This window comes from Ilumatobacter coccineus YM16-304 (assembly GCF_000348785.1).
Taxonomy (GTDB): Bacteria; Actinomycetota; Acidimicrobiia; order Acidimicrobiales; family Ilumatobacteraceae; genus Ilumatobacter_A; species Ilumatobacter_A coccineus.
Window position 1 is genome coordinate 3077738 of record NC_020520.1, and the last position, 22945, is coordinate 3100682.

General features: G+C 67.2%; 21 protein-coding genes and 1 other RNA gene. 4 read left to right on the plus strand and 18 right to left on the minus strand.

Annotation, left to right across the window (positions count from 1 at the left end; genetic code table 11):
* The 6 genes from murI to YM304_RS13930 form a co-directional block, all read right to left on the minus strand.
* Window positions 1–810 (minus strand): glutamate racemase, encoded by an 810-nt coding sequence (gene murI, locus YM304_RS13905; RefSeq protein WP_015442332.1) that lies wholly within the window; start codon window positions 808–810, stop codon window positions 1–3.
* A gap of 56 nt (window positions 811–866) precedes the next feature.
* Window positions 867–1709 (minus strand): hypothetical protein, encoded by an 843-nt coding sequence (locus tag YM304_RS13910; protein ID WP_154723462.1) that lies wholly within the window; start codon window positions 1707–1709, stop codon window positions 867–869.
* A gap of 10 nt (window positions 1710–1719) precedes the next feature.
* A complete protein-coding gene (locus YM304_RS22665; protein WP_162142072.1) occupies window positions 1720–3453 on the minus strand; it encodes a hypothetical protein in 1734 nt (577 codons plus the stop codon).
* A gap of 172 nt (window positions 3454–3625) precedes the next feature.
* On the minus strand, window positions 3626–4612 hold the full coding sequence (locus tag YM304_RS13920) for a PLP-dependent cysteine synthase family protein (protein ID WP_231897594.1): 987 nt from the start codon (window positions 4610–4612) through the stop codon (window positions 3626–3628).
* 81 nt (window positions 4613–4693) lie between these two features.
* Window positions 4694–6226 (minus strand): DUF2510 domain-containing protein, encoded by a 1533-nt coding sequence (locus tag YM304_RS25220; protein WP_015442336.1) that lies wholly within the window; start codon window positions 6224–6226, stop codon window positions 4694–4696.
* A 120-nt stretch (window positions 6227–6346) separates the two neighbouring features.
* Window positions 6347–6763 carry a Mov34/MPN/PAD-1 family protein gene (locus tag YM304_RS13930; protein ID WP_015442337.1) on the minus strand — a complete coding sequence of 139 codons (417 nt, stop codon included), beginning with the start codon at window positions 6761–6763 and terminating at the stop codon, window positions 6347–6349.
* Between the two features lie 43 nt (window positions 6764–6806).
* Between YM304_RS13930 and smpB the strand changes: the two genes are divergently transcribed.
* Entirely contained in the window at window positions 6807–7328 is a 522-nt protein-coding gene (gene smpB / locus YM304_RS13935) for an SsrA-binding protein SmpB (RefSeq protein WP_015442338.1), read from the plus strand.
* A gap of 30 nt (window positions 7329–7358) precedes the next feature.
* Here the strand turns inward: smpB and YM304_RS13940 are convergent, their stop codons facing one another.
* Together YM304_RS13940 and YM304_RS13945 are read right to left on the minus strand one after the other, a co-directional pair.
* A complete protein-coding gene (locus tag YM304_RS13940; RefSeq protein WP_015442339.1) occupies window positions 7359–8939 on the minus strand; it encodes a septum formation family protein in 1581 nt (526 codons plus the stop codon).
* A 173-nt stretch (window positions 8940–9112) separates the two neighbouring features.
* The gene (locus tag YM304_RS13945; RefSeq protein WP_015442340.1) at window positions 9113–10504 is read right to left on the minus strand and encodes a hypothetical protein; all 1392 of its coding nucleotides are present in this window, start codon (window positions 10502–10504) and stop codon (window positions 9113–9115) included.
* Between the two features lie 258 nt (window positions 10505–10762).
* Between YM304_RS13945 and YM304_RS24045 the strand changes: the two genes are divergently transcribed.
* Window positions 10763–11203 carry a cupredoxin domain-containing protein gene (locus YM304_RS24045; protein ID WP_162142073.1) on the plus strand — a complete coding sequence of 147 codons (441 nt, stop codon included), beginning with the start codon at window positions 10763–10765 and terminating at the stop codon, window positions 11201–11203.
* A gap of 48 nt (window positions 11204–11251) precedes the next feature.
* Window positions 11252–11637, plus strand: a transfer-messenger RNA (tmRNA) gene (gene ssrA / locus YM304_RS23465).
* Window positions 11638–11802: 165 nt separating this feature from the next.
* On the opposite strand, the gene YM304_RS13955 is transcribed toward ssrA, so the two are convergent.
* The 6 genes from YM304_RS13955 to YM304_RS13985 form a co-directional block, all read right to left on the minus strand.
* Window positions 11803–13029 carry a Fic family protein gene (locus tag YM304_RS13955; RefSeq protein WP_015442342.1) on the minus strand — a complete coding sequence of 409 codons (1227 nt, stop codon included), beginning with the start codon at window positions 13027–13029 and terminating at the stop codon, window positions 11803–11805.
* Between the two features lie 184 nt (window positions 13030–13213).
* On the minus strand, window positions 13214–14080 hold the full coding sequence (locus YM304_RS13960) for a pirin family protein (RefSeq protein WP_015442343.1): 867 nt from the start codon (window positions 14078–14080) through the stop codon (window positions 13214–13216).
* Between the two features lie 38 nt (window positions 14081–14118).
* Window positions 14119–14994 (minus strand): LLM class flavin-dependent oxidoreductase, encoded by an 876-nt coding sequence (locus YM304_RS13965; RefSeq protein WP_015442344.1) that lies wholly within the window; start codon window positions 14992–14994, stop codon window positions 14119–14121.
* Between the two features lie 120 nt (window positions 14995–15114).
* A complete protein-coding gene (locus YM304_RS13970; RefSeq protein WP_015442345.1) occupies window positions 15115–15891 on the minus strand; it encodes a HalD/BesD family halogenase in 777 nt (258 codons plus the stop codon).
* Between the two features lie 135 nt (window positions 15892–16026).
* Window positions 16027–17487 (minus strand): ABC transporter substrate-binding protein, encoded by a 1461-nt coding sequence (locus tag YM304_RS13975; protein ID WP_015442346.1) that lies wholly within the window; start codon window positions 17485–17487, stop codon window positions 16027–16029.
* Window positions 17488–17681: 194 nt separating this feature from the next.
* Window positions 17682–18821: an AI-2E family transporter gene (locus YM304_RS13985; RefSeq protein ID WP_015442347.1), complete on the minus strand. Its 1140-nt coding sequence runs from the start codon at window positions 18819–18821 to the stop codon at window positions 17682–17684.
* A 21-nt stretch (window positions 18822–18842) separates the two neighbouring features.
* Here YM304_RS13985 and YM304_RS13990 point away from each other — a divergent pair, with 21 nt between their 5' ends.
* On the plus strand, window positions 18843–19916 hold the full coding sequence (locus YM304_RS13990; protein WP_015442348.1) for an AI-2E family transporter: 1074 nt from the start codon (window positions 18843–18845) through the stop codon (window positions 19914–19916).
* Between the two features lie 52 nt (window positions 19917–19968).
* Here YM304_RS13990 and YM304_RS13995 read toward each other — a convergent pair whose 3' ends face one another.
* The 4 genes from YM304_RS13995 to YM304_RS24795 all read right to left on the minus strand — a co-directional run bounded on the left by YM304_RS13995 (window position 19969) and on the right by YM304_RS24795 (window position 22618).
* On the minus strand, window positions 19969–20832 hold the full coding sequence (locus YM304_RS13995; RefSeq protein WP_015442349.1) for a universal stress protein: 864 nt from the start codon (window positions 20830–20832) through the stop codon (window positions 19969–19971).
* Between the two features lie 118 nt (window positions 20833–20950).
* Window positions 20951–21487 (minus strand): glycine cleavage system protein R, encoded by a 537-nt coding sequence (locus YM304_RS14000; RefSeq protein WP_015442350.1) that lies wholly within the window; start codon window positions 21485–21487, stop codon window positions 20951–20953.
* A gap of 105 nt (window positions 21488–21592) precedes the next feature.
* Entirely contained in the window at window positions 21593–22312 is a 720-nt protein-coding gene (locus YM304_RS14005; RefSeq protein ID WP_015442351.1) for a DUF4386 family protein, read from the minus strand.
* An 84-nt stretch (window positions 22313–22396) separates the two neighbouring features.
* Complete coding sequence (locus tag YM304_RS24795; protein ID WP_041298317.1) at window positions 22397–22618, minus strand: hypothetical protein; 222 nt, start codon at window positions 22616–22618, stop codon at window positions 22397–22399.
* Window positions 22619–22945: the final 327 nt, after the last annotated feature.

Sequence of the window (22945 nt, forward strand, 5' to 3'; positions counted from 1 at the left end):
CTACCGGCTCGTGGGTGGCCACGGCTCGGTGGCGTCGAGCTCGGGGCCGAGGAGCCGGCTGCCGAGCTCACGGAAGACGTCGATGTCACCGCTCGAGGCGAACCGATGGACTCCGGTGCGTGACGAAGCCTCGCGCAGCAACCCCTCCTCGGTGAGGCGGCGCTGCACCGCGAACGCTGTCTCGTCGGCCGAACTGACCAGCGTGACGTCGGGTCCCATCACGTCGCCGATCGTGCGAGCGAGGAACGGGTAGTGCGTGCACCCGAGGAGGAGGGCGTCGATGTCGGCGCCGACGAGCGGTGCGAGCAGCCGTTCGGCGAGCACGGTCACCTCGTCACCGGTGGTCTGTCCGCGTTCGACGAACTCGACGAAGCCCGGGCACGCCGCGCTCGACAGGGAGACAGGCACACCGGTGTCGGCCACGGCGCGCACGTACGCGCCCGACGACATCGTGCCGACCGTGCCGATCACGCCGACCCGACCGGTCGTGGTGGTGCCGACGAGCGCTCGAGCTCCTGGCCGTACGACGTCGATCACCGGAACGGGAAGTTCGCGGCGGAGTTCGTCGAGTCCAGCGGCTGTTGCGGTGTTGCAGGCGACCACCACGGCTTTCGCCTCGTAGTCACGCACCAGGCTCCAGGCCAGTTCGTGGGCGTACTCGCGCACGTCGTCGAGTGGCTTCGATCCGTACGGGTACCGCCCGGTGTCGCCGATGTAGACGAGGTCCTCGTTGGGCAACAGGTCGATCGTGGCCCGAGCCACGGTGAGCCCACCGAAGCCGGAGTCGAACATTCCGATCGGCCGATCCATCGCCCGAGATCCTACGTGGAGCGGCACCGCCCTGATCGTCGGGCGACTCGACGGGGTCAGTCGTCGTCGACGCGTTCGGCGCTGACGTCGTCGGCCGGGTCGAGGTCGGCCAGCGGTGTTCTGGGCGCCAACGACGACTCGAAGACCGGTGTCGCCGTCGGTTCGACCCACGTCTCGGTGCTCGCCGATCGGCCTTCCCATCGGGCGACGTAGCCGTCGGGACGCACTTCGAGCGCCCATTCGGTGGTCACGCCCGAACCCGACACGACCCGGAGGGCCCAGTCGTGGAACTCGTGGGGAAGGCGCGCCTGGAACGCGTCGGTGTCGAGGGTGATGCGGTAGCGGTCGTAGTCGCCGGCCGACTCCTCGGCGGTGATCTCGACGAACGGGTAGGCCAGCGGCGGAATGATCTCGTTGACGTTCATCGGGCGAACGCGCCGCAAGCCGAGCACGCGATCGCGGTTCGTCTCGGCCACGTCGGCGAGCCGCCACTCGGGCTCGCTCGGACTCGACCGCCAGAACTCGTTGCCCGCTGCTTCGGTGAGGTGGTCGAGCGCCCCGGCGTCGTCGTAGAACGTCATCCGAGTCCGCAGGGTCGCCGCGTCGTGGGTCATCGTGTGCGTGACCTGACCGTCGAGCTCGTATGTCATCGTGAACGACGCGAATGCGGCGGCGTCGGGCTCGGGATACTCGACCGGCCACGGGTTGGTGGCGCGCACCGCTGGGGCTGCGCTGGCGTCGAGTTGCGGGAGTGCGAACGTCTCGACGGCGATCCAGCCGCCGACTGCGGCGCCGCCGATCACGGCGAGCGAAACGACTCGTCCGACGATGCCGCCGACCCGACGGCCGATGTTGCTCGAACGAGCGGGGGCCGATGACTGTGCCGGGTCTGTGTTCATGGGGTGCATCTCAGCTCTCCTGCTCGGCCATCGGCACGGGGACGATGCCGACGTCCTGGAAGCCGGGCAGCGCCGGCGCGATGTCGTGGTACGTGAACACGATCGAGGCATCGGAGTCGCCACCGAGTTCGATCTGTCGCACGATGCCGAGGTCGTCGACCCACAGGCCGATCGTCTCCTCGAAACGCACGCCGAAGAATGCGTCGGCGTACATGAACGGGAACTGTTCGGAGAATCCGTCGGTGTCGAGTTGGATCTCGTAGTGGCGCACCGTGGTCGGACCGGCCGGCCGAACGACGCCCGGTCGCGTCGACGTCGACGCAGGTTCGTCGGGCACCACGTTGTCGATCACGTCGTCGAGCATGCCGTCGGAGTTGCCCGACGTCGAGATCCGACCGCCGTCGTCGGCATCGTCGTCGTTCTCCAGGGCGGTGTCGACGACCACGTCGAGCGGAACGACAGGAAGCACCTCGTCGGTCTCCGAGAGCACGCGTACGTAGGGCACCATCTCGGGCGGCACGATGTCGCCGAAGACGATCGCTCCTGCCGCGATCTGTCGCGACTCGGCGACGCTCTCGGCGAACAACGGATCGTCGGTCACGGCGACCCAGGGGCTCGACGAATCCGGCCGAGCGGCGATCGTGTCGCCGCGAACGTCGATCATGTACGCGAAGGGCTCGCCGTCGTCGGTGCCGGTCTCGTCGATGGTGATCGCACCGGACGAGAGATCGTGGCGGATCGTGGTGGTGATGGAGTCGGTGGCGTTCTCGACGTCGACGACGACGTGCATGTAGCGACCGCTGGGTCGCTCGGCGGCCGCGGTGGGCAGGCCACTTCCGATCGCCGGCAGGAACGTGGACGCTTCCTGTGCCGCTGCGGTGTCCGACTCCGCCTGGCGTCGCTCGTACTCGTCGAACCCGAAGCGGGCTCCCGCGCCGAGGCCGCCGACGAGAATGGCTGCGAGGACGACGCGTCGGATCTGCTGACCGGTCGACCGCTTACCGACGCGACGGGCCGCGGTCGGCCGGGCACCGGACTGGGCGCTCTGGATCGCTTGGATCTGCTCGATCGTGAGACCTTCGGTCCCGGGGATCGCACTCGTTGCCGCCGCCGGCGCAGCTGCTGCCGGCTGCGGCGGGGCGATGGTCGGGAGCTGCGGAGCGACGGCGGTCGGCAGTGCCGCACCAGCGGGCGCCATCGGATCCACAGCAGGCGCCATCGGATCGATCGCCGGCGCCATCGGATCGGTCGCGGGCGCGGCGGGATCGATCGCCGGAGCCGTCGAAGCGGCCATCGAAGCGACCGGGGCCGGCGACGGAGCAATCGGATCGGCTGTGGGCGTGAGGGCGTCGACGGGCGACGCCGGGGGCGACGCAGCGATCGGCGCATCGCCGACGGGAGCAAGTGTCGGGAGTGGCCCGGTCGCCGTCGGAGTGACCGGGTCGGCAGCGGAGTCGACCGCGTCGGCGGGCATCGTCGCAGCGACGAGAGGCACGGACGGCGGGACGGCACCGGCGTGGGCATCGGCGTCGAGCGGTGCTGCCGCCTCGGTCGGGATCGTCGCAGCCGCGCCGTCGACGAGGGCGAGCTTCGGAAGCGATGAACCACCGAGGGTGATGGTCCCGCCCACAGGAGACGACGTCGGGGCAGGCGTGACGGGTGCTTCGGGTACGTCGATCGGCGCGAACGCCGAGAGAGTCGGCTCAGGCGTCGCTGGAGCAGCGGGCGACGGCGTTGGTGACACCGCAGGTTCCCAGCCCGGCAACGATGGAAGTGCGGGCGGAGCGGTCACGCCGTCCGAACTGGTCGGCGGCGGCGGTGGAGGTTGCGACACACCTCTGACTTCGGCGCCGATTCACACGACCTTGAATCCGACACCACTCCACGCGGCGCTCGCGCCTCGCTTCAGACGTTGCTCAGAAGTAGATGATCTTCTCGGCGTTGGCCTCGGCCACGTCGAGGTCGTCGGTGTACGCGCCCGTCGACAGGTACTTCCAGCCACCGTCGCACACGATGAACACGATGGTGCCCGACTCGATCTGCCCGGCCACCTTCGCGGCGCCCGCCATCGCGGCACCGGCAGAGATGCCCGCGAAGATGCCGCATTCGTGCACGAGACGGCGCGTCCATTCGATCGACTCTCGCGGCCGAACGACGCGCTTGCGGTCGAGGAGGTCGTAACCGTTCCAGTTCTCGAACACGGGCGGGATGTAGCCCTCGCCGATGTTGCGGAGTCCTTCGACGCGTTCGCCGAGCGGTGGTTCGACGGCGACGATCTGGATGGTCGGATCGTGCTCTTTGAGGTAGGTGCCGGTCCCCATCAGCGTGCCGCTCGTGCCGAGGCCGGCGACGAAGTGCGTGATCTCGGGGACGTCACGGATGATCTCGGGACCCGTGCCCTCGTAGTGCGCCCGGGGGTTGGAGTCGTTGGCGTACTGGTACGGGAAGAACCAGTCGGGGTGCTCCGCGGCCATCTGCGTCGCTCGGGCGACGGCGCCGTTCGAGCCCTCTTCGCCAGGGGTCAAGATGATCTCCGCACCGAAGATCTCGAGCATCTGACGCCGCTCGACCGAGACCGACGTCGGCATCAGGATCTTGATCGGATACCCCTTGAGCTGGGCGATCGCGGCGAGGGCGATGCCGGTGTTGCCCGACGAAGGTTCGAGGATCGTCTGACCCGGCTGCAGGCGGCCGTCGGCTTCGGCCGATTCGATCATCCGCTTGGCGATGCGATCCTTCACCGAACCGAAGGGGTTCTGCATCTCCATCTTGGCGAGGATGCGCACGTTCGGGTTCGGCGACAGGTTCGAGACGTCGACCATCGGGGTGTTGCCGATCATCCCGAGCACGTCGGCGTGGCGGGTGATGGGCATGGGAGCGAGGGTGGGGGTGGTGGTACTCATGCTGCTCCTTCTCCAACCGTGCGAAACGGCAGGTATTCCGACAATCCCGATCCTAATAGTCGGGAATGCGTCTGCGGCAGGTCAGGAGTTGAAGATGACGCGTACGCCCGGGCCGAAGTTCATCGACACAGCGGTTCCGGGGTCGTCGAGGTCGGCGGCCGGAACGGGGATGCAGATCGTGCCGCTGAGCGTGCCGCCGACCAGCACTTCGCCGAAATCGTCGAAGGCCGAGGGCACCACGCCGCAACCGAGGCCGGTTCCGAACTGATCGTGAGCCAGGGCCGTCGCTCCGCCCAGGAGCTCCCAGTTGACACCGAATCCGGGTGCCAGCGGTTCGACGTCGGCGCTCACCAACTGCATCGACACGTCGAAGCCGACGAACAGCAGGCCGTCGGCGGGAGGATCGTTGAACTGGTTCTCGGCGGCGACGGCATCGGTGATGTCACGCGGTGCCGAGATGGCGGTGGTCCACACCGAGCCGTCGGCGTCACCGACCGCGTCGAACACGACCTCGACCGGCGTGTCGTACGGGTGCGGCGCGGTGCGTGACCCGTCGGTGGGCTCCGCTCCGACCTGCGTGACCGAGGGCGTCGGAACGGGAAGCGGGTCGGGTCCGTCGAGACCGTCGGCGGCGAACACGACGCGACGGTCGGAGAAGGAGAGCGCGACCTGAGTGCTGGGATCGCCGACGTCGACGGTCGGCACCGGGATGCACACGAGCCCGGAGAGCGTGCCGCCGGCGAAGGCCTCGGTGAAGTCTCCGAACGGCGTCGGGGTGACCCCACAGCCGAAGCTGTCGGTCTCGATCGTGGTGGAGTCGTACACCGTCGCGGTCACGCCGCCGAGCACCTCCCATCCGAGGTTGAAGCCGGGGGCGATCGGTTCGACCGCGGCGTCGACGAGCGTCATCTCGACGTCGAAGCCGAGGAAGGTCACGCCGTCGGGCGGTGGATCGTTGAACTGGTTCTCGGCGAGCACGTCGGCCGTGACGTCACGCGGTGCCCCGATCACCGTGTTCCAGACCGAGCCGTCGGCGTCACCGAACGACGACCACGTGACGGGTACCAGCTCGCCGAAACGGTAGGGGCGCTCGCGCGATCCGTTGGCGATCGCGACGTCGACGACCTCCGGTTCGGGTTCCGGCTCGGGTTCGGGTTCGGGCTCTGGCTCGGGCTCGGGCTCGGATTCCGGCTCGGGCTCGGGTTCGGGTTCGGGTTCTGCCTCGGGCCTGGTGTCGATCGGCTCCGTGATGGCGGGGTCGGTGGTCGGTGCGGCGTCGTCGTCGCTTCCGCTCGACACCACGGCGGCGATCACGCCACCGACTGCGACGATGGCCACCAACGCCGCCACGACGATGACGCCGCTGCGTTTCCAGAACGGCGTCCCCGACGCCGGTGCCGTCACCGTCGAGCCGCCGCCGACCACGCCGAAGTCGCCGGGCGTCGTCATGGCCCTCGGGGGCGTCTGTGGAGGTCCGACCGGCTGCTGGTCGAACCCGGTCACCACGCGCTCAGGCGGTACGGCGGGAGCACGATGCTCGGTCCACGCCGTGCCGTCCCACCAGCGCAGTTGCGACGGATCACGCTCGTCGGGAAACCATCCTGGGTCAGTCACAGGTTCGAGCGTAGAGGCCGACGCGCCGAAGTGTCCGGCGTCGGACGCGAGTCCGCGAGTGCTCGCACGGCATCGCTGACCGGACTCGACCCGGTCGGCGGATCGGACCGATCGCCTGACTCAGACGATCGCCAGCGGCTCGGCGACGATCTCACCGTCGACGATGCGGTAGCTCCGCACTTCGGGCGCCTCGCGCTTCAGGCTGACGATCACGTAGTGCCAGTCGGGCGAAATGGCTGCCGACACGTCGGTCGGGCTCGGGTAGGGCTCGGAGTGCGTGTGCGAGTGCACGACACAGTTGATCTCCCAGTCGTGGTCGTCGGCATCGGCCTCGGCGCGCATGTAGTCGTGTGCGTTGATCGTGTACACCCGCGCCGATTCGGCGTCGTTTCGACAGGGGTAGAACACCCGTCCGACGCTGCCCGGTCCCCCACCGACGGCGGTCGGACCTGCGGCCAGCCCGCAGAACTCGAGCGGGTAGGCGTCGAGCGCTGCACCGACCATCTGCGCGTACACGTCACGAGTGAGCTGAAACACAGCAGCGAGGCTACCCACCCGTCCAGATACCCTCGGCGTGGTCATGGCGAAGAAGGGCAAGAAGACCAAGAAGAGCAAGGGCACCGACGACGGCACCAAGCTGATCGCCAGCTACAAGCGCGCCTACCGTGACTACGAGATCCTCGACACGTACGAAGCCGGCATGGTCCTCACCGGCAGCGAGGTCAAGAGCCTCCGCGAAGGCAACGCGCAGATCGCCGAGGGCTACGCCCGTGTGCGTCGCGGTGAGATGTGGATCGACGGCATCCACATCCCGCCGTACACCAACGCGATCGGGTTCGGTGCCCACGACCCAGACCGCGAGCGCAAGCTCCTGCTCAACCGTGCCGAGATCGACAAGCTCGACATGCGCACCGCCCAGGGCGGTCTCACGATCGTGCCGCTGCGGCTGTACTGGAAGGGCGGCCGGGCGAAAATGGAGCTCGGGTTGGCGAAGGGTCGCAGCAAGAGCGACAAGCGCCACAACCTCGCCGAGCGAGACGCCGATCGAGAGATGACCACGGCGCTCAACCTGCGCAACAAGTACGGCCACCTCGACGACTGATCGTCGAGGCGACCGCACGTCGTAGCTCGATCAGGCGGGCACGGCGTCGCACGAGATGTAGCGACGGCCGAGCGCTTCCCACCCGATCTCGTTCGGGAAGGTGCCCGACACGCTGGTCGGGTCGACGGAGAGTGATGTCTCGGCGAGCACGGCGCTGCAGAGGTCGAACCGGATCGCTCGGAGCGGATCGTCACCGGGCCACGGTCCGTCGTCGTCGACGCTGACGAGCCCGACGGCCATCAGCGCATCGGGCGTCGTGCAATCGACGACGAACCCGAGGTCGTAGGTGTCGGGGGCGAACGTGAAGCAGGTGCCCGGGTCGAGTTCGGCGATGATCCGGTGTTCGCCCATGGCGGCCTCGAGGCCGACCTCGGCGATCGCGGCGTCGAGTGCGCCTGGTGACCCGACGACGACCCAGCAGTTGATGTCGTCGCCGAACGGTTCGCCGAGGCCGGTGTTCGCGTCGAACCCGACGCCCACTCCCGACGTCGAGAGATCGCGCCCGCCCAGGTACTCCGACACCGTCGGTGCACAGAGCTCGGTCACGAGGATCTCGGCCTCGATCGGGTCGGTCGGAAGGTCGCTGTCGGGCGGCGTGACGAAGCCGGCGAACTCGGAGTCGTGCGGCTCGGCGCAGTCGACGGGGTCGTGCCCTTCGCTGGGGATCTGGATGGCGCAGACGGGCTCGGCGTCACCGGTGTCGATGTACGCGACGCACGCTGCGCCACGCTGCTCTGCCACGGTCCATCCGATCTCGTCGGGGTACACGACTGCGACGGTGGACGAGATCATGTCGACCGTGGTGTCGGCGACGGCGGCGTCGCACAGCGCGAAGGCTTCGTCGACCAGCTCGTCCTGGCCCGGGTAGGCACGTGACTCGAGGGGCACGAACGCCACGACCTGTTCGACCCCTTCGGCGTCGCAGGGGTCGAGTCGGACGATGTCGAAGGAGTCGAGCTGTTCGTCGACCATCGAGTAGCAGTCGCCGGGTTCGAGCGAGCTCAGGAACGTGGCGTCGCCGAGGGCTGCGTCGAGCCCGACCTCGGCGATCGAGCCGACCAGGCTCCGTTCGGCGGTCATCGTCACCCAGCACTCGACGGGGTCCTCGAACGACTCGCCGAGCGGTGTGGGCGAGACGAAGCCGATCTCGACCGTCACGACCGACAGATCCTTGCCGGTGTACGACGCCACGTCGGGCAGACAGAACCTTGCCAGCGTCGCCTCGAAGTCGGCTTCGTCACGGGGCGCGTTCTGCTGCGGCGGCGGCAGCAGCGAGACGAGTTCGGAATCATGCGGCTCATCGCAGTCGACCACCGCGTACTCGCCCAGCTCGACTTTTTCGCCACACGTGACCGGAGGGGTGGGCATCGTTGCCGGCGGCTCGGTGCCGACCGGTTCGTCGGAGGTCGGTGGGTCGGTGGCGGGTGGATCGGTTGCCGGCGGATCGGTGACGGGCGGATCGGTCGGCGGTGGGGCCGTCTCCGAGGTCGCCGTGTCGGGCACTGCGGTCACGGAGGCGTCGTCGTCGGACCCTCCCCCACAGGCGGCGATACCGATCGCCGCCACGAGCAGCGTGGCGAGAACGGACGAAGGTCGACGTGGTGCGCTCATGTAACCATCGTGACCCTCGCTCGTGAACCCGTCGTGAACGAGTCGCTGCCCGCACACTCGATCACCCCGCAGCGAGCGAATCCCGGGCGCGAATGGGCCCCGCTTCGGTGAAGCGGGGCCCATTCGATTGGGGGAGATTGTCCAGCCGATTCAGCGAGAATCGGCCAGGGTCGTCAGCTGATGGCTGCCACGATGCCGGTCGACAGCAGCAGCGCCGCCATCGGCATGTGCTGACCGGCCGCACGGAGCTGCGTGAACGCAGCCGTGTCGCCTGCGGCCAGCGAATCGATGGCCGCGGTCAGGGTTGCGACGTGCTCCTCGAGACCCGGGATCAGGGCGTCGGGAGTGATCTCGCCGCCGGTGATCTCCTCGAAGAAGGCGCCGGCTGCCTGCTGGTAGCCCTCGAGATCGGTCAGCGCCTGGGCGACCATCTCGTCGTCGCCGGTGGCCACGCCGAGCGTGTAGTCGACGAAGAAGCCGATGTGCTCACGCCAGAGACCCTTGAAGGCCTCACCGTTCTCTTCACCTGCAACCGACGCAACGGTCTCCGACAACCGGACGGTGTTGCCGTCGAGCGTTGCGACTGCGGCCTGCACGGCCGGAGCCTCGAGGTCGCCGCCGGCTTCGAGCGCCTGCTCGATGGCGATGCCAGCGAGGTAGACGTGCTCTTGCAGTTGGAAGGTGAGGGTCGAGCGAACTTCGGCCGGCTGGCTGTCGGTCGCACCAGGGAAGGTGTCGGGCAGGGCCTCGACGATGCCGGTCGCCAGCAGGTTGGCGGCGCCGCTCATGTGCTGCGCTGCGGCCTGCAGCTTGTCGAAGGCATCCGTCTCGCCAGCGACGAGAGCGTCGATGGCGGTCGTGAGGGTCGCAACGTGCTCCTCGAGGCCGCCGACGAGAACGTCGGCCTGAATGGCTCCGCCGGTGATCTCTTCGAAGAAGGCGCCAGCAGCTTGCTGGTAGCCCTCGAGATCGGTGAGGGCCTGGGCCTTCATGTCTGCGTTGCCGGTTGCTTCGCCGAGCGTGTAGTCGACGAAGAAGCCGATGTGCTCACGCCAGAGACCGAGGAACGCTTCACCGTTCTCTTCTCCTGCGATCGAGCCGACCGCGTCGGCGAGGGCGACGGTGTTCTCGTCGAGTGCTGCGACCGCTGCGGCGGTCGCCGGCTCCTCGAGGTCGCCGCCAGCGTCGAGCGCTGTCTCGAATGCGACGCCGGCGAGGTAGACGTGCTCCTGGAGCAGGCTGGTGAGCGTCGCACGGAGCGAGGATGCGCCGTCGTCGACGGCGAAGGCGGCGGCTTCAGCAGGCGCCTCTTCTTCGGTGCCCTCCTCTTCCATGCCTTCTTCTTCCATTCCTTCTTCCATGGCTTCCTCTTCCATGGCTTCTTCTTCGGCGGGGGCTTCGGCTTCCTCTTCCATCGCCTCGTCGGCGGGGGCCTCGGTGACCGGAGCCTCGGCGACGGCGTCGGTCGTGACCGGATCGGCGTCGTTGCTGTCGCTGCCACAGGCGGCGGCGGTCATCGAGACCACGGCGGTGAGGGCGAGCATCTTGCGAGCTGAATAGCGCATTGTTGGGGGTTCTCCTTGTGGGGTGTTCACGATGTGATCCGTTCTGACCGGATCGTGAGTTCGTCTGGCGAACTCGTGTGGATGGTTCGCTCGTGGGATCCATCTGGATCACTGCCGTTGAAGATTTTCTTCACCGGCGGGGTGAGCGACTCGAACGGCCACATGAGGAGGGGTTCCCATTCCTCGCCGAACCAACCAATTATCTACTAAATCGCGCACCATCGTGATCTGAACGTTGCCGAGATGCGAACCTGCACCATGCGTTCAACCCCCACCCCCAAGAAAATCGCAGCCGCCACCGCCGTGCTCGCCCTCACCATGGCTGCGTGCAGCGGCGACTCCGACTCCGACGACGATTCCACAGCAGACGCTCCGGCGTCGGCAGAATCCCCCCGGGCCGAACCGGACACCGACGACGCAGCAGATGCTGGTTCCGAGGGTTCGTCCACGTCGGTCGGGATCGCCGGTTCGCGATTCGACCCACTCGAAACAACGGTCGCTGTCGGCGACACGGTCAGCTTCACCAACACCGACCCGTTCGCCCACACCGTGACCGCCAACGACGGCCAAGCAGTCTCGTTCGACTCAGGCGAGTTCGGTCAAGACGAGACCTTCGAGGTCACGTTCGACGAGGCGGGCTCGTTCGCGTACTTCTGCGAGATCCATCCGACGATGCGAGCCACCGTCGTGGTGAACTGACCCCTCCCGGTACACTGGTCTGCACATAGAACATGCATGTTCGACCACGGGGCTGACTGGTTTCGACGTCAGTAACGCTGTTCGAGTTTGCGACCCGAGTTTCTCAGACTCGTAAAACGGGGAAACCAACAGAATTGCCGATGAGCAGTTCGCTCTCGCCGCCTGATCTGATCAGGTAGTGAAGAGTCATCGTGAGCAGAAATGTCGCACGGGGCCACTCCATCACAGCCCGGCAACAGAAGTGAGGGATGACGGTGGGAAAGACCACTGCCAGCGGGAAAGACTGCTGACTTTCAGGAAAGACTGAGCGTGGCAGGCCTCGAGCCTGCAGCCGACCCGTCGGTGTCTCAGCGTCAGAGACAATGCCGGGAATGGTCGTAGCAAGCACGTACACCGGCTGATGGACGGGGGTTCGATTCCCCCCAGCTCCACCAATGTGATGTCGCGAGACATCCCGGACACCCGAACCCCCGTCAGGGGTTCGGGTTTGTTCGTTTTCGGGGTCCTGTGGGGCCGCCTTGTGGTTTGCCGGTGGGTTGGTAGGTGCGGGTGGTGTCCAGGGTGAGGGTGCCAGCAGGACGTGGCGACGATCAGGACGTTCAGTGGGATCGGCGTCCAGCGCGTTCGGCGAAGGCATCGAGCGCTGCCAGGACCGGGAGCGATGCATACTTGCGATTGCGTCGCCCGCCAGTGATCTCCTTCAACGCTCCGATCTCCACGAGCTCGGAGATCGCAGCTTCTGCCCCCATTGCTGAGACACCGAGCACGCTCATGACGAGCGCATTGTTGAGAACGGGATGACGAAAGACGACATCGAGCGCCCTCCAGACGATCGCCTGACGCCGGCTACCGACCGCCTCACTCCACGCTGCACGAATCGCGCTGAGTTCGGCACCGAGTTCGCGCCCATTGACGATGCTGTCGAAACTGGCCTCGGCGAATCGTTCGACGATCGGCTGAGGGTCACCGTCCCGGTAGGCGTTGAGCGCGTCGAAGTAGCTGTCGGTATCGGTGAGTAGTCCAGCCGAGATCGGGATCGTCACTTGGTGCGTCAATCGCTTGCCTCGAAGCAAGCAGTGCACGATCGCCCGACCGGTTCTCCCGTTGCCGTCGGGAAACGGGTGGATCGTTTCGAACTGAGCGTGGGCTATCGCGGCCTGCGCCAGGACCGGCAGGTCGTCGCGCTGCATGAACTGAACGAGATCGTCGATCGCAGCGACGACCCGTTCGTGATGCGGCGGGACGAACGCGGCTGTGTGCGGTCCGTAGTTGCTCGATCCGATCCACACCTGGGCGGAGCGCCATCTTCCGGCGATCTCCGGATCGTGCTCCTCCATCAGTGCTGAATGCATGGCGAGGATGGCTGCAGCATCGAGCCGGTCGGCGAGGGCGATCGCCGCCGTCATGGCGGTTGTATTGGCGACGATCTCTGTTGCGTTGCGTCTCGATGTGTCTCCGAGTTCGGCGAGGGCCACCGCCTGTGCCGAGGCGGTCAGGTTCTCGATGCGTGACGACGCAGCCGATTCTGCGCGCAGCAGGATTGCGGCGAACGGAGCGATCTCCGATCCCATCTCGGCGTCGAAGCGAACCAACTCGGCTGTGGCTTCGTCGGCAAGTGCCGACGTCGCAGCCGGCAAGACCGGCTCGAGCTGACCGATCTCTGACACGACCGCTGCACGGTAGGGGCCCGAAAAGGTCGACTGCCAGCGGCGCGGTATGTCGATTGCACTCTCCCAGCCGCAGTCCTCGAACTCGATCGGCGGCCAGCCTGTCCGCGAGGAAGCATCAGAACTCGGTCCGATCGGCTTGTGATCCGCTTGCTCCATGTGTGAACACTAATCACCCTTATTCTTAGTTTCGTCGAAACACTGAATAAGGACCGTTCCGAACAGCTTTGAAGCTTCGATCCACACACGGCGCGATTGGGTACGAGGTCGAGTGCGTCCGGCTGGCGATTACCAACCCGATGATGGCGGTCGGGGAGCCGAGACCTCGACGGCGGTCGCTCGTCTAACCCGGCAACGGAACATACGGCTCGTGGTCGCCGGGCACGAGCGGGAAGCGCTGTTGCAGCCAGTCGTCCTTCGCCTGCTCGATGCGGTCGGGGTCGCTGTGCACGAAGTTCCAGAACATGTGGCGCTTGCCGAGCGGTTCCCCGCCGAGCACCATCGCCGTCCCCGATCCCCTGAGCAGCAGCTTCTGTGACGTGTCGAGCACGGCGAGCCGTCCGGGATCGACGCGTTCGCCGTTGACCTCCACGGTGCCGTCGATCGACAGCACCGCGATCTCGGGGTGGGGCGTCGAGATCGGCACCGGGGCCCCCGCCGCGAGCGCCACTTCGGCAAGCGCCAGCGGCGACGAGCCGACGATCGGCGACTCCATCCCCCAACCGGTCCCCACCGCAAGGCGGATGCCCGAGCCGCCGACCGATTCGACGGGGAGGGCCGACGCGTCGGCGTGCTCGAAGGCGGCGTCGGTCTCTTCCGACTCGGTGGGCAGCGCCACCCAGGTCTGCAATCCGTGCAGCGATCGCTGGACGTCGGCGTCGTCGGGATGAGCGCGCTCGGTGTGCGTCACGCCCGCACCCGCCGTCATCCAGTTCACGGCGCCCGGCTCGATCGTGGCGACCGCGCCGGTCGAGTCGCGATGCACCATGCGCCCGTCGAGGAGATAGGTGACCGTCGCGAGCCCGATGTGCGGGTGGGCGTCGATCGCCGGAGACGTGGCGTCGGAGAGTTCTTCCGGCCCGATCAGATCGGCGAACGTGAACGGGCCGACCATTCGTCGTTCCCGAAACGGCAGGAGACGCCGCACCGTCGACGACCCGACGGAGCGCTCACGGGGGTCGATGCGAAGCTCGATGGCGGAACGGTTCATGTGGGGTGCAACCACTGCGCTCGGCTGAATATTCGGCGTCAGCCCGCCTTCATGGGAGCGATGACCTGCTCGGCGAAGCGGAGCGCCGGCTCGACATCGAGCGGGTGACCGAAGTCCATGATGAAGTAATCGGCACCGAGGCTCCGGAGATGGCCGAGACGTTCGACCCAGGCCGCAGACTCGGCATCGGACTCGGGGAGGTCGCCGCCCACGGTGATGCTGCATTCGATGCTGTCGGGATCGCGCCCGGCGTCGGCCGCCGACGATCGGACGATGTCACGCATGCGCGTCCAGGCCTCGTCACCGCCACGATGCGAGCCGTTCCAGATGTCGGCGTGACGGCCGACGATCGGGAGCCCGATCTGCTCACCGGAACTGCCGATACAGATCGGCGGCACGACGTCGGGGCGTGGCGTGGCCGCGGCGTCGTCGATGCGGAAGTACTGCCCGTCGAAGGTCGGGTGTTCGTCGGTCCACATCAGCTTGCAGATCTGCACGACCTCTTCGAGTTGGCGCAGACGCGTGGCGTTGGACGGGAACTCGTAGCCGTACGACTCGTACTCGTCTTCACGCCACCCGGCGCCGATGCCGAGGATGAACCGGTTGCCCGACAGCACCTGGAGCGTCGAGGCCATCTTGGCGGTGAGCGCCGGGTTCCGGTAGCCGTGACCGAGCACGTGGTGACACAGCATCACGTCGGGAAAGCGGGCGGCGAGCCAGGTGAGCGTCACCCATGCTTCGAGGAAGCCCTCTTTCTTGTCGGCGTCGAAGCCGTAGAAGTGATCGGCGATCCACAGCGAGTCGAAGTGCGGAAGCGCCTGCGGGAGGATGTGCTCCTCCTGATACATCACGATCGGCTGAAACCCGCTCCCTGCGTGCCCAGCGACCGGCGACAACCATCCGAACTTCGTCATGGGCACAGGTTGCCACGGCCGCTGCGTCCGATCGTCACTCCCGCAGGTTCGGTGCGAGGTGATGCCGCCGCACGCCCGACTCAATGAGTCGTCGACGTGGTCGCAGCGTTCGACTTCGACTCAGGCGGTGCGTCCGTAGAAGGTGGTCATCGCCGACTCCGACAGCGCGACTCCAGGCCGGTCGTTGAACGCGAAGACGACGAGCAGCCGCGTGGTGCCACCCTCGGTGGGCGTCACCCGGTGAAGCGCATCTCTCCCGCGGAACATCACGAGGTCGCCCGGTTCGAAGTCGAGCGTCTGCACCGCTTCCTCACCGTCGAGAATCTTGCCGACACGTTCGAACGCCATGTCGCCGGAGTCGGCATGGCGCACTTCTGGAACATGCTCGAAGCGGGCGCCGCCCTCCGCAGCCTGGAGCAGCATCGTGACGGCGAACGACGAGTTGTCGAAGTGCCACCCGAGTTCCATTCCGGCCGCGGCGAAGTGGATGTTGATCGACGAGAGATCGTCGGCGTACGGATGGATCTCGTCGATGCCGAGCACCCCACACAGAAACGCCCGGAACGAGCCGTCGCCGTAGATGGCACGCAACGGTGAGTCCGCGGGAATCTCGTCGTCGGCGATGAGTCCCTTGCTGCTCACCACTTGGCGGTTGAACGGATGATCGTCACCGAGCGCCGGGTCCGACGCCGAGAGGTACACGTTGTGCGTGGTGTTCGCATAGAAGGCGTCGGCGGCGCGTCCCGCCGACTGCTCGACGACCATGTCGATCGTTTCGCGCCGAGCGAACCCGGCGAGGACGAGCGCGCCGTCGCGATCGAGCCGGTCCTTGCACCGGAAGATGAAATCGGCGTCGGAGATGGGGTGCCGTTCGGTGTCGAGGTGTGTGTCGCTCATCTGTTGCTCCTTGCCGACAGTGTGGCCGCAGCGCAGACGGAACGCGCAAGGGGCGCCCCAGCCGTAGCTGGAGCGCCCCCGATTCGACGTTGCTCGCCAGCGGCGCACCTGCGGTGCTGCCGAGGAACGGGTTGATCAGCCGCCGGGGCGGAGTTCGGTGCCGGCGACGAGGTCGAGGCCGGAGAACTCAGGATCGACGAGCACGAGCTTGTCGCCGTCCCAGATGTTGGCGCCGACCGACGAGTTGCACACGGCGACGTACGGGGCCGGAGCGTTGGCGCAGTCGAGCGGGGTGCTGCCGTATGCCGACTTCGTTCCGTCGGTGGCTGCGAGTCCCGCGGCGAGCGACTCGGCCGTGACCTCACCATCGAGCCCGTCGGCGATCTCCCAGATGTTCATCATGGCGGCGAAGCCTGCGCTGGCGAACGTCTTGAAGACGTCGTCCTCGGTCATGCCGTACTCGATGCCCTTGGTCTGGTAGATCGTCGCGTCGTCGAGGCGGTCACCTTCGAGGCTGTCGAGCGGCGAGAGCAGGCCGCTGGAGCTGCCGACGAGGTAGATGCCCTTGGCCAGATCACCGGCGGCACGCATCGCGTCGAAGTCGGTGCACGAGCTCGAGAAGACCAACGGGATCTCATCAGGCGTCCAGCCGAGGCGGCCGAGTGCATCGAGGAAGTTCCAGCAGTCAGCGCCCTGCGCCGAGAAGATGATCACGTCAGGATCGAACGAGAGCACCTCGGTCGCCTGCGGCGTCACGTCGGGCGATGCCGGAGCGACCGGCACACCGATGTGCTCCAGGTCGGGCTTCTCACCGGCTCGGGCGGAATCGCCGGGCTCGGAGCCGTTGAGCACGTCGAGCGGCTTGGCTTCGAGGTCGTTGTAGCAGACCACGCCGGGAGGCGTGTCGGCCCACGGCACGGCGACGCGCTGGACGTCGATGCCTTCGAGCTCCTCCAGCTGGTTCGTGGCGAACTCGATGAGTCCGGTGTGCACACCGAGGCAACCGCCGCCAGCACCGACCGAGAACACGCCCGGCGAGGTGAAGTCAGCGATCGTCAGCGGCGTGCCGACGATGACCGGAATGTTCGAACCGGCGTAGATGCTGAAGTGGTTGCCGAAGAAGTTCAGCGTCGAGAGTGCCATGTCGACACCCGCCGCGCTGAGCTCGTTGGCACACCGCTGCGAATCGTCGGGCGAGATCACCATCGAGCAGAGCTCGAGTTCGATCGGGCGTCCGCCCAGGCCACCGAGTTCGGTGTTGATGTACTCGGCCGCAGCTTCGATGGCGATGCTGTACTCGGGGAACGAACCGTTGGGGTCGCCCTCCGCGTTCTGCACACCGATCTTGAACGGTTCGCCAGTCGGCTCCTCCATCGGTTCGCCTGCGTCTGCCGGTTCATCGGCGTCGGCAGGCTCATCGGCGTCGGCAGGCTCGTCGGCGTCGGCGGGTTCGTCGGCGTCGGCCGGCTCCTCCGCGGTGGTCTCGGCTGGCGCGTCGTCGGGCGCCTCGGCGCCGTCGTCATCGCTCCCGCAGGCTGCTGCGAGGAGCCCGAAGCTCAACGCGAGCCCCAGCACCTTCTTCGATCGTCTGGTCATCGGAATCGGTTCCCCCTGTGTTGGATGAATGTGTATTCGCATACAGCAAAGTCCGGTCGCAGACTGCGACTGAACTTTCCCCACTCGCAAATTAACCCATCGGTCAATTCATCGGGCGAGTCGGAGCGAGAAAGTTCGCAGGCCGACTCCGCCCGCCGCGAGTACCCGATGACGTGGCTGTGGCAGTGAGACCGTCAGTCGTCGTTCGAGTCGCCCCGGCCGAACAGCGACCGGAGGCGTTGCACGAAGCCCTCACGTTCGCTGGCACCACGATGCTCGCCGGGATACCGCAGCTCGAGGTACAACCGCTTGCCGGCACCGACCAGCGGCGTGGCGACCAGTGCACCCGGCACTCCCCCGGCGGCTCCACCGACGAGCGCCGCCATCATCGTCGCCGGTGGTGTGAGGTCGACGGCCTCTCCGATGATCGCCGGCTGGATCACGTGGTTCTCGAAGTTCATGTAGATCACGAAGAGCGCACCGACGATCAACGCGGTGGGCACACTCTCGGAGAGCGCGAGCAGCGTGAGGAACGCTCCGCCGAGGAAGCCACCGATCTGCGGGACCAGGTCGGTGAACATCGCCCACACCGCGGCAATCGGCGCCAGCGGTACCCCGAAGACGAGCCCGATCACCAGCACGTACAGACCCATCATCGCGGCGACCGTGAGCGAGCCACCGAAGTAGTTGCCGAACGTGTCGTACAGGACGCGTGCGTAGTGGTCGGCAGCCGGACGATGCCGTTCGGGGATCAGCGACCTGACCAGGTTGACGAGTCGAACGCCATCGATCATCACGGCGAACGCGACGACGAGCACGATCGCCGTCGACACCGCCCCACCCACCAGCGAGTTCGCGAGGTCGGCGATGCTGTCGTTGTCGATCTTGGTCGGCAGGTCGGCGATGAACTCGTCGACCTTGTCACGCGCGTCGTTCTCCGACAGCCACGAACCGACGAGCGGGAGCTCGTAGAAGCCCTCGATCGTCTCGGGGAGCTCTTCCTCGAAGTTCTGCGCCTGCTCGATCGTCGCCGGGCCGATCAAGAAGACCAACACGACCGCGCCCAGTGCGAAGATCGCGCCGACGATCGCCGCCGCCGAGCGACGTGATGGCCCTCGCCGCTCGACCGCAGCGACGAGCGGGTTGAGCGCGACGGCCAACACCAGGCCGATCCCGATCTTCGTGAGTGCGTCGACACCCGTCCTGAACGCCGCGAAGACGCCCAGCGCGAGCACGATCACGACGACCGCGCTCAGCAACGTTCGGGTGCTGAAGTCGACGGTGACCGGACGGCCGGCCGCATCAGACTCTGCAGCAGCATCAGCGCCGGTCATGGCGACGTATCGTAGGGCGCCATGGAACCTGCCGTCGATGGCCAGCGGTCGACGTTGCGCCTCGAGATCGAGGTCCGCACACTGCTCCTGTTGCTGGGTGTCGTGCTCGCCGCGCTCCTGCTGGCATCACTGCTCAGCGCCGCCAGCCGTCCGCTCGGCTGGGGGTTGGCCTGCGCGTTGGTCGCGGCACTCCTCGCGCCGTTGATCACCCGACTCGACCGCCACGTTCCGCACGCGCTGGCGGTGATCGTCGTCATCGCCGGACTCGCCATCACGCTCGTCGCGGCGTGGGTGGGTATCGCGTCGACCATCGTCGACAGCGTCGACCGCATCGTCGACGAGGCTCCCGCCGCGGCGGCCGAGATCGAAGAGCGGCACACGATCGCCCAGGACTTCGGACTGACCGAGCGGGTCACGAACTTCGCCGAAGGCATCGAAGAACGCTTCGGGCTCGGCGCCCAGCTCGAGCGTTCACCGTCGACCGCGTCGACCTACATCGTCACCGGGATCCTGATGCTCTTCCTCGTGGTCTACGGACCTCGATGGGCGAGTTCGGCGATCGCTCAGATCCCGGGCGATCGCCGACGGTCGCACGTCGAGGAGGTCGCTGCGGCCGCCTACTCCCGATGGGTGGCCTACATCTGGGCCGCGGCCGCCCAGGCGGTTGCGCTGACGCTGGTCGCGTGGCCGGTCTTCTGGTGGCTCGACCTACCCGGTCCGTTCGTCCTCGCCCTGCTCGTCGGCATGCTGTCGGCGATTCCGTACGTCGGCATTCCGACCGCCGGCATCGGGGTGTTGCTGTTCGCCGCCGCCACGACCGACGCGACCACGATCGGTGTCGTCGCCGCGTTCCTGGTCGTCGTGTCGTCACTCGAGATCATCGTCGTTCGTCGGCGAGTCGACTCGGCGACGCTGTACGTCGGACCCGCCGTGCCGATCGTGGTGGCACTGCTGGGCTGGGAGCTCTACGGGTTCGGAGGCGCCCTGTTCGGCACGATCACGGCGATCTTCGGACTGTCGGTGCTGCACGCGATCGACAGCAGCCACCGCCTGCACGAAGCCGACGCAGCTCCGGCCTCCGACGCGCCTGCCTGACGGTCGGGCCTGGCATCTCGGCGCCGGCGTCCGGTGCCCGGCGCCGATGTGATCAGGCGTCGTCGGGTCGGACGATCACCACGGGCACCGCAGCGGCGTCGAGGACGCTGTTGGCGGTCGACCCGAAGATCCGTGAGCGCAGCGCACCGCGGCCGCGCGATCCCACCACCAGGAGGTCGCCGTCGCGTGCCGTCTGGAGGAGCGCATCGACGGGTCCGCCCTCCACCAGCGCTGGGGTCACGGTGGCGGCGCAACGCTCGCGCGCTGCTTCGACGGCGGTGTCGAGCGTGCACGCCGCATCGACCTCGGTGATGTCGTGTCCCTGTGCCGAACCGACGTCGGTCGGCCGGTACGGGTAGTCCCATGCGTGCACCACCACGAGTTCAGCCCCGTGGAGGTCCGCTTCGTCGGCGGCCCAGCGCAGGGCGGCGTCCGAGCTCTCCGACCCGTCGACGCCGACGACCACGCGATCGGGCGTCCCTCGGCTGGCAGCCCCGCGGACCACCACGACCGGACACGGGCTGTGATGCGCCAGGTGGCGCGTCGTCGAGCCCACCCAGAAGAGCGCGGCGCCTTCGTGGCTGCTCGCGCCGACGGCGACGAGGTCGTGAGGCTCCAAGCCCTCGAGCAGCGCGGAGGTCGGCGACCCCGGCACGATGTCGACGACGAGTGCCACCTCAGGATGGGACTCGCCGATCATGGAGCGAACCGTCTCGGCGTTGACTTCGGCCAGCGACCGTTCGGCGTCGTACACGGCGCCTGTCCCGAACGCAGCTGCGCTCGTCGTCGGAGGGAGATCCGGACACGTCACCACCCGCAGCGGCACGCCGCGGGTTCGCGCCTCGTTCGCCGCCCATCGAACCGCCTCCGACGACGCTTCGCTTCCGTTGTACCCAGCGGTGATCTTCTTGCTCATGACTCCATCCTGGGAGTCGTCACCGGTCGCCGTTAGGGGCTTGAGTCACAAATCGGCGAGCCCTCCACCCGGTGGCCCGCGTTCGTGGCTCGCGGACCGTGTTGCCGAGTCGGGCCGCTCAGCCGGCGTCGTCGCCGGTGAGGTCTTCGACGTCGAGGGCGACGTCGAGGCTCACGGCGAGTTCGCTGATCGCGTCGAGCACGGCATCGAGGTCGGTGCCGACCGGGATCGACAGCTGCACGGTGATCTCGAAGCGCTTGCCTCCGTTCGAACCCGGCAGGTCGGTGACCGTTCCGAGACGCGAGATACTGATGCCGCGCTCGCTGATCGCGCTCGAGATCTCGTGCACCACGCCCGGACGATCGTCGCCGGTCAGACGGAGGCGCACCTCCTCGGCGTCGGGTGCCGAGGTCGGTGCCTCGACCTGCTGCGCCGTGACGTGCAGTCCCTGATCGCGCAGGATCAGCAGGTTGGCGAGGAGCTCGTCGACTCGATCATCGCCGACCTCGACGACCACCACACCGGCGAACGTGCCAGCGATCTCGGCCAGCTCGCTCCGCTTCCAGTTCGCGTCGTGGAAGCGCACCACGTCGGCGAGCGACGCGACGACTCCGGCTCGGTCACGCCCGATGATGGTCAACACCAGTTCGATCATGCCGTCACTATGGCACGCCGCGCGACGGCGCGATCAACGCCGCGAACACGGGGGTGTCCACCGGCGCGATCGCACGCGCTGCCGCCGTGCCGATCGCCGGGCCGATCAGGCCATCGAGCGGTCCACGGTCGCCGGCGCTTCCGAGCGCAGCAGTGCGATTCCGACCCAGACGAACCAGACGATCAGGCCCAGCCCGAAGACCATCTCGATCACTTCGAAGGCCGGGATGACCGTGGCGACGCCGGCCACCGCGCTGACGATGCCGAGGATGTTCAGCGACCGAGGGAGCACGTTCGTGCGGAGTGCGACCAGCGAGACGAGCAGGACCCAGATACCGCCGACGAGCTCGTTGCCGCCGCCGAGTCCGTCGGTCACGGCGTCGATCGACGACCACACTGCCGTGGCCTGTTGGGCATCGGTCTCGGCCAGGTCGGCGACGACTTCGATGCCGATGTTCGAGATCATTCCGGTGGCGAACATGAGGCCCACCCAGACGAACCCGAAGACGGTCGCCGAGGGCACCATCAACGATGCGGCCGAACGCAGACGCTCGTGGAGCGCCAGTGCCATCGGGACGAGTGCCGTACCGAAGACGATGTAGATACCGAGGTACCAGGCGAGCAGCGATCCCTGGTGATCGACGAGGAAGTCGACGGCTTCGGCGGGCGTCGAGTCGGGGTCGGTGTAGTCGGACATGGTGGTCGCGAACATCGCGATGCCGAACACGAAGGTCGCCGCCGCGACGAGTGCGGCGATGCCGCCGGCACGTTGGAAGCGGGGACGAACGGTGGACGAGTCGGCGGTGTGTGGAAGGTGAAGGGTCATGGCGTGCTCCTTGTCTGAAGGTGGGTGATTGTTGGTTGTTGTTGAGAGGTGGGGGGGGTCGTGCGCCTCCCGGCGTCGACGTGCTCAGCGCTGGTCGGAGGTGGGCGTGATGCGCACCACCTCGATGTTGAGCGAGGTGAAATGGCTGAGGATTCCGTTGAGATGTGACGGGTCACGGATCAGCCCGATCATGCGGGTGTTGCCCGCGTCGGTGGTTTCGATCGAGAACTCGTCGGCCACGGGACGGAGCGCTCGCTCACTGGCCCGGCCCCGGATCTCGATCTCGTAGGTCGTGCGTTCTGACATGACCCCACGGTCGCCTCGTTCCGGGTGACCCCGCATCGCCCGTCACCCGCGATCACCCGGGTGAGCCACCCGCGACGATTTCGAGCCTGGCCAAAAATCGCCCCCACGCGACCACATCGAGCCTGGGCAAGAATCACCCTCACGCGACGATTTCGAGCCTGGCCAGAAATCACCCCCACGCGACGATTCTGAGCCTGGGCAGAAATCACCCTCACGCGACGACATCGAGCCTGGGCAGAAATCATCCTCACGGGTGGTGGGGGTGTCACCCGGGTGAGATGCGCGTCGGAGGGATACCAGGTCACCCTGGTCGCCCCGACAGTGGGA

What these genes read in the sequence shown, in the direction of transcription:
- YM304_RS14005 (WP_015442351.1), bottom strand. Translation starts at nt 22,312, where the DNA reads ATGACCCTTCACCTTCCACACACCGCCGACTCGTCCACCGTTCGTCCC.
- YM304_RS24045 (WP_162142073.1), top strand. Translation starts at nt 10,763, where the DNA reads ATGCGTTCAACCCCCACCCCCAAGAAAATCGCAGCCGCCACCGCCGTG.
- murI (WP_015442332.1), bottom strand. Translation starts at nt 810, where the DNA reads ATGGATCGGCCGATCGGAATGTTCGACTCCGGCTTCGGTGGGCTCACC.
- YM304_RS13990 (WP_015442348.1), top strand. Translation starts at nt 18,843, where the DNA reads ATGGAACCTGCCGTCGATGGCCAGCGGTCGACGTTGCGCCTCGAGATC.
- YM304_RS13995 (WP_015442349.1), bottom strand. Translation starts at nt 20,832, where the DNA reads ATGAGCAAGAAGATCACCGCTGGGTACAACGGAAGCGAAGCGTCGTCG.
- YM304_RS13985 (WP_015442347.1), bottom strand. Translation starts at nt 18,821, where the DNA reads ATGACCGGCGCTGATGCTGCTGCAGAGTCTGATGCGGCCGGCCGTCCG.
- YM304_RS13910 (WP_154723462.1), bottom strand. Translation starts at nt 1,709, where the DNA reads ATGAACACAGACCCGGCACAGTCATCGGCCCCCGCTCGTTCGAGCAAC.
- YM304_RS13940 (WP_015442339.1), bottom strand. Translation starts at nt 8,939, where the DNA reads ATGAGCGCACCACGTCGACCTTCGTCCGTTCTCGCCACGCTGCTCGTG.
- YM304_RS13945 (WP_015442340.1), bottom strand. Translation starts at nt 10,504, where the DNA reads ATGCGCTATTCAGCTCGCAAGATGCTCGCCCTCACCGCCGTGGTCTCG.
- YM304_RS13965 (WP_015442344.1), bottom strand. Translation starts at nt 14,994, where the DNA reads ATGACGAAGTTCGGATGGTTGTCGCCGGTCGCTGGGCACGCAGGGAGC.
- YM304_RS13920 (WP_231897594.1), bottom strand. Translation starts at nt 4,612, where the DNA reads ATGAGTACCACCACCCCCACCCTCGCTCCCATGCCCATCACCCGCCAC.
- YM304_RS13970 (WP_015442345.1), bottom strand. Translation starts at nt 15,891, where the DNA reads ATGAGCGACACACACCTCGACACCGAACGGCACCCCATCTCCGACGCC.
- YM304_RS13975 (WP_015442346.1), bottom strand. Translation starts at nt 17,487, where the DNA reads ATGACCAGACGATCGAAGAAGGTGCTGGGGCTCGCGTTGAGCTTCGGG.
- YM304_RS14000 (WP_015442350.1), bottom strand. Translation starts at nt 21,487, where the DNA reads ATGATCGAACTGGTGTTGACCATCATCGGGCGTGACCGAGCCGGAGTC.
- YM304_RS24795 (WP_041298317.1), bottom strand. Translation starts at nt 22,618, where the DNA reads ATGTCAGAACGCACGACCTACGAGATCGAGATCCGGGGCCGGGCCAGT.
- smpB (WP_015442338.1), top strand. Translation starts at nt 6,807, where the DNA reads ATGGCGAAGAAGGGCAAGAAGACCAAGAAGAGCAAGGGCACCGACGAC.
- YM304_RS13955 (WP_015442342.1), bottom strand. Translation starts at nt 13,029, where the DNA reads ATGGAGCAAGCGGATCACAAGCCGATCGGACCGAGTTCTGATGCTTCC.
- YM304_RS13960 (WP_015442343.1), bottom strand. Translation starts at nt 14,080, where the DNA reads ATGAACCGTTCCGCCATCGAGCTTCGCATCGACCCCCGTGAGCGCTCC.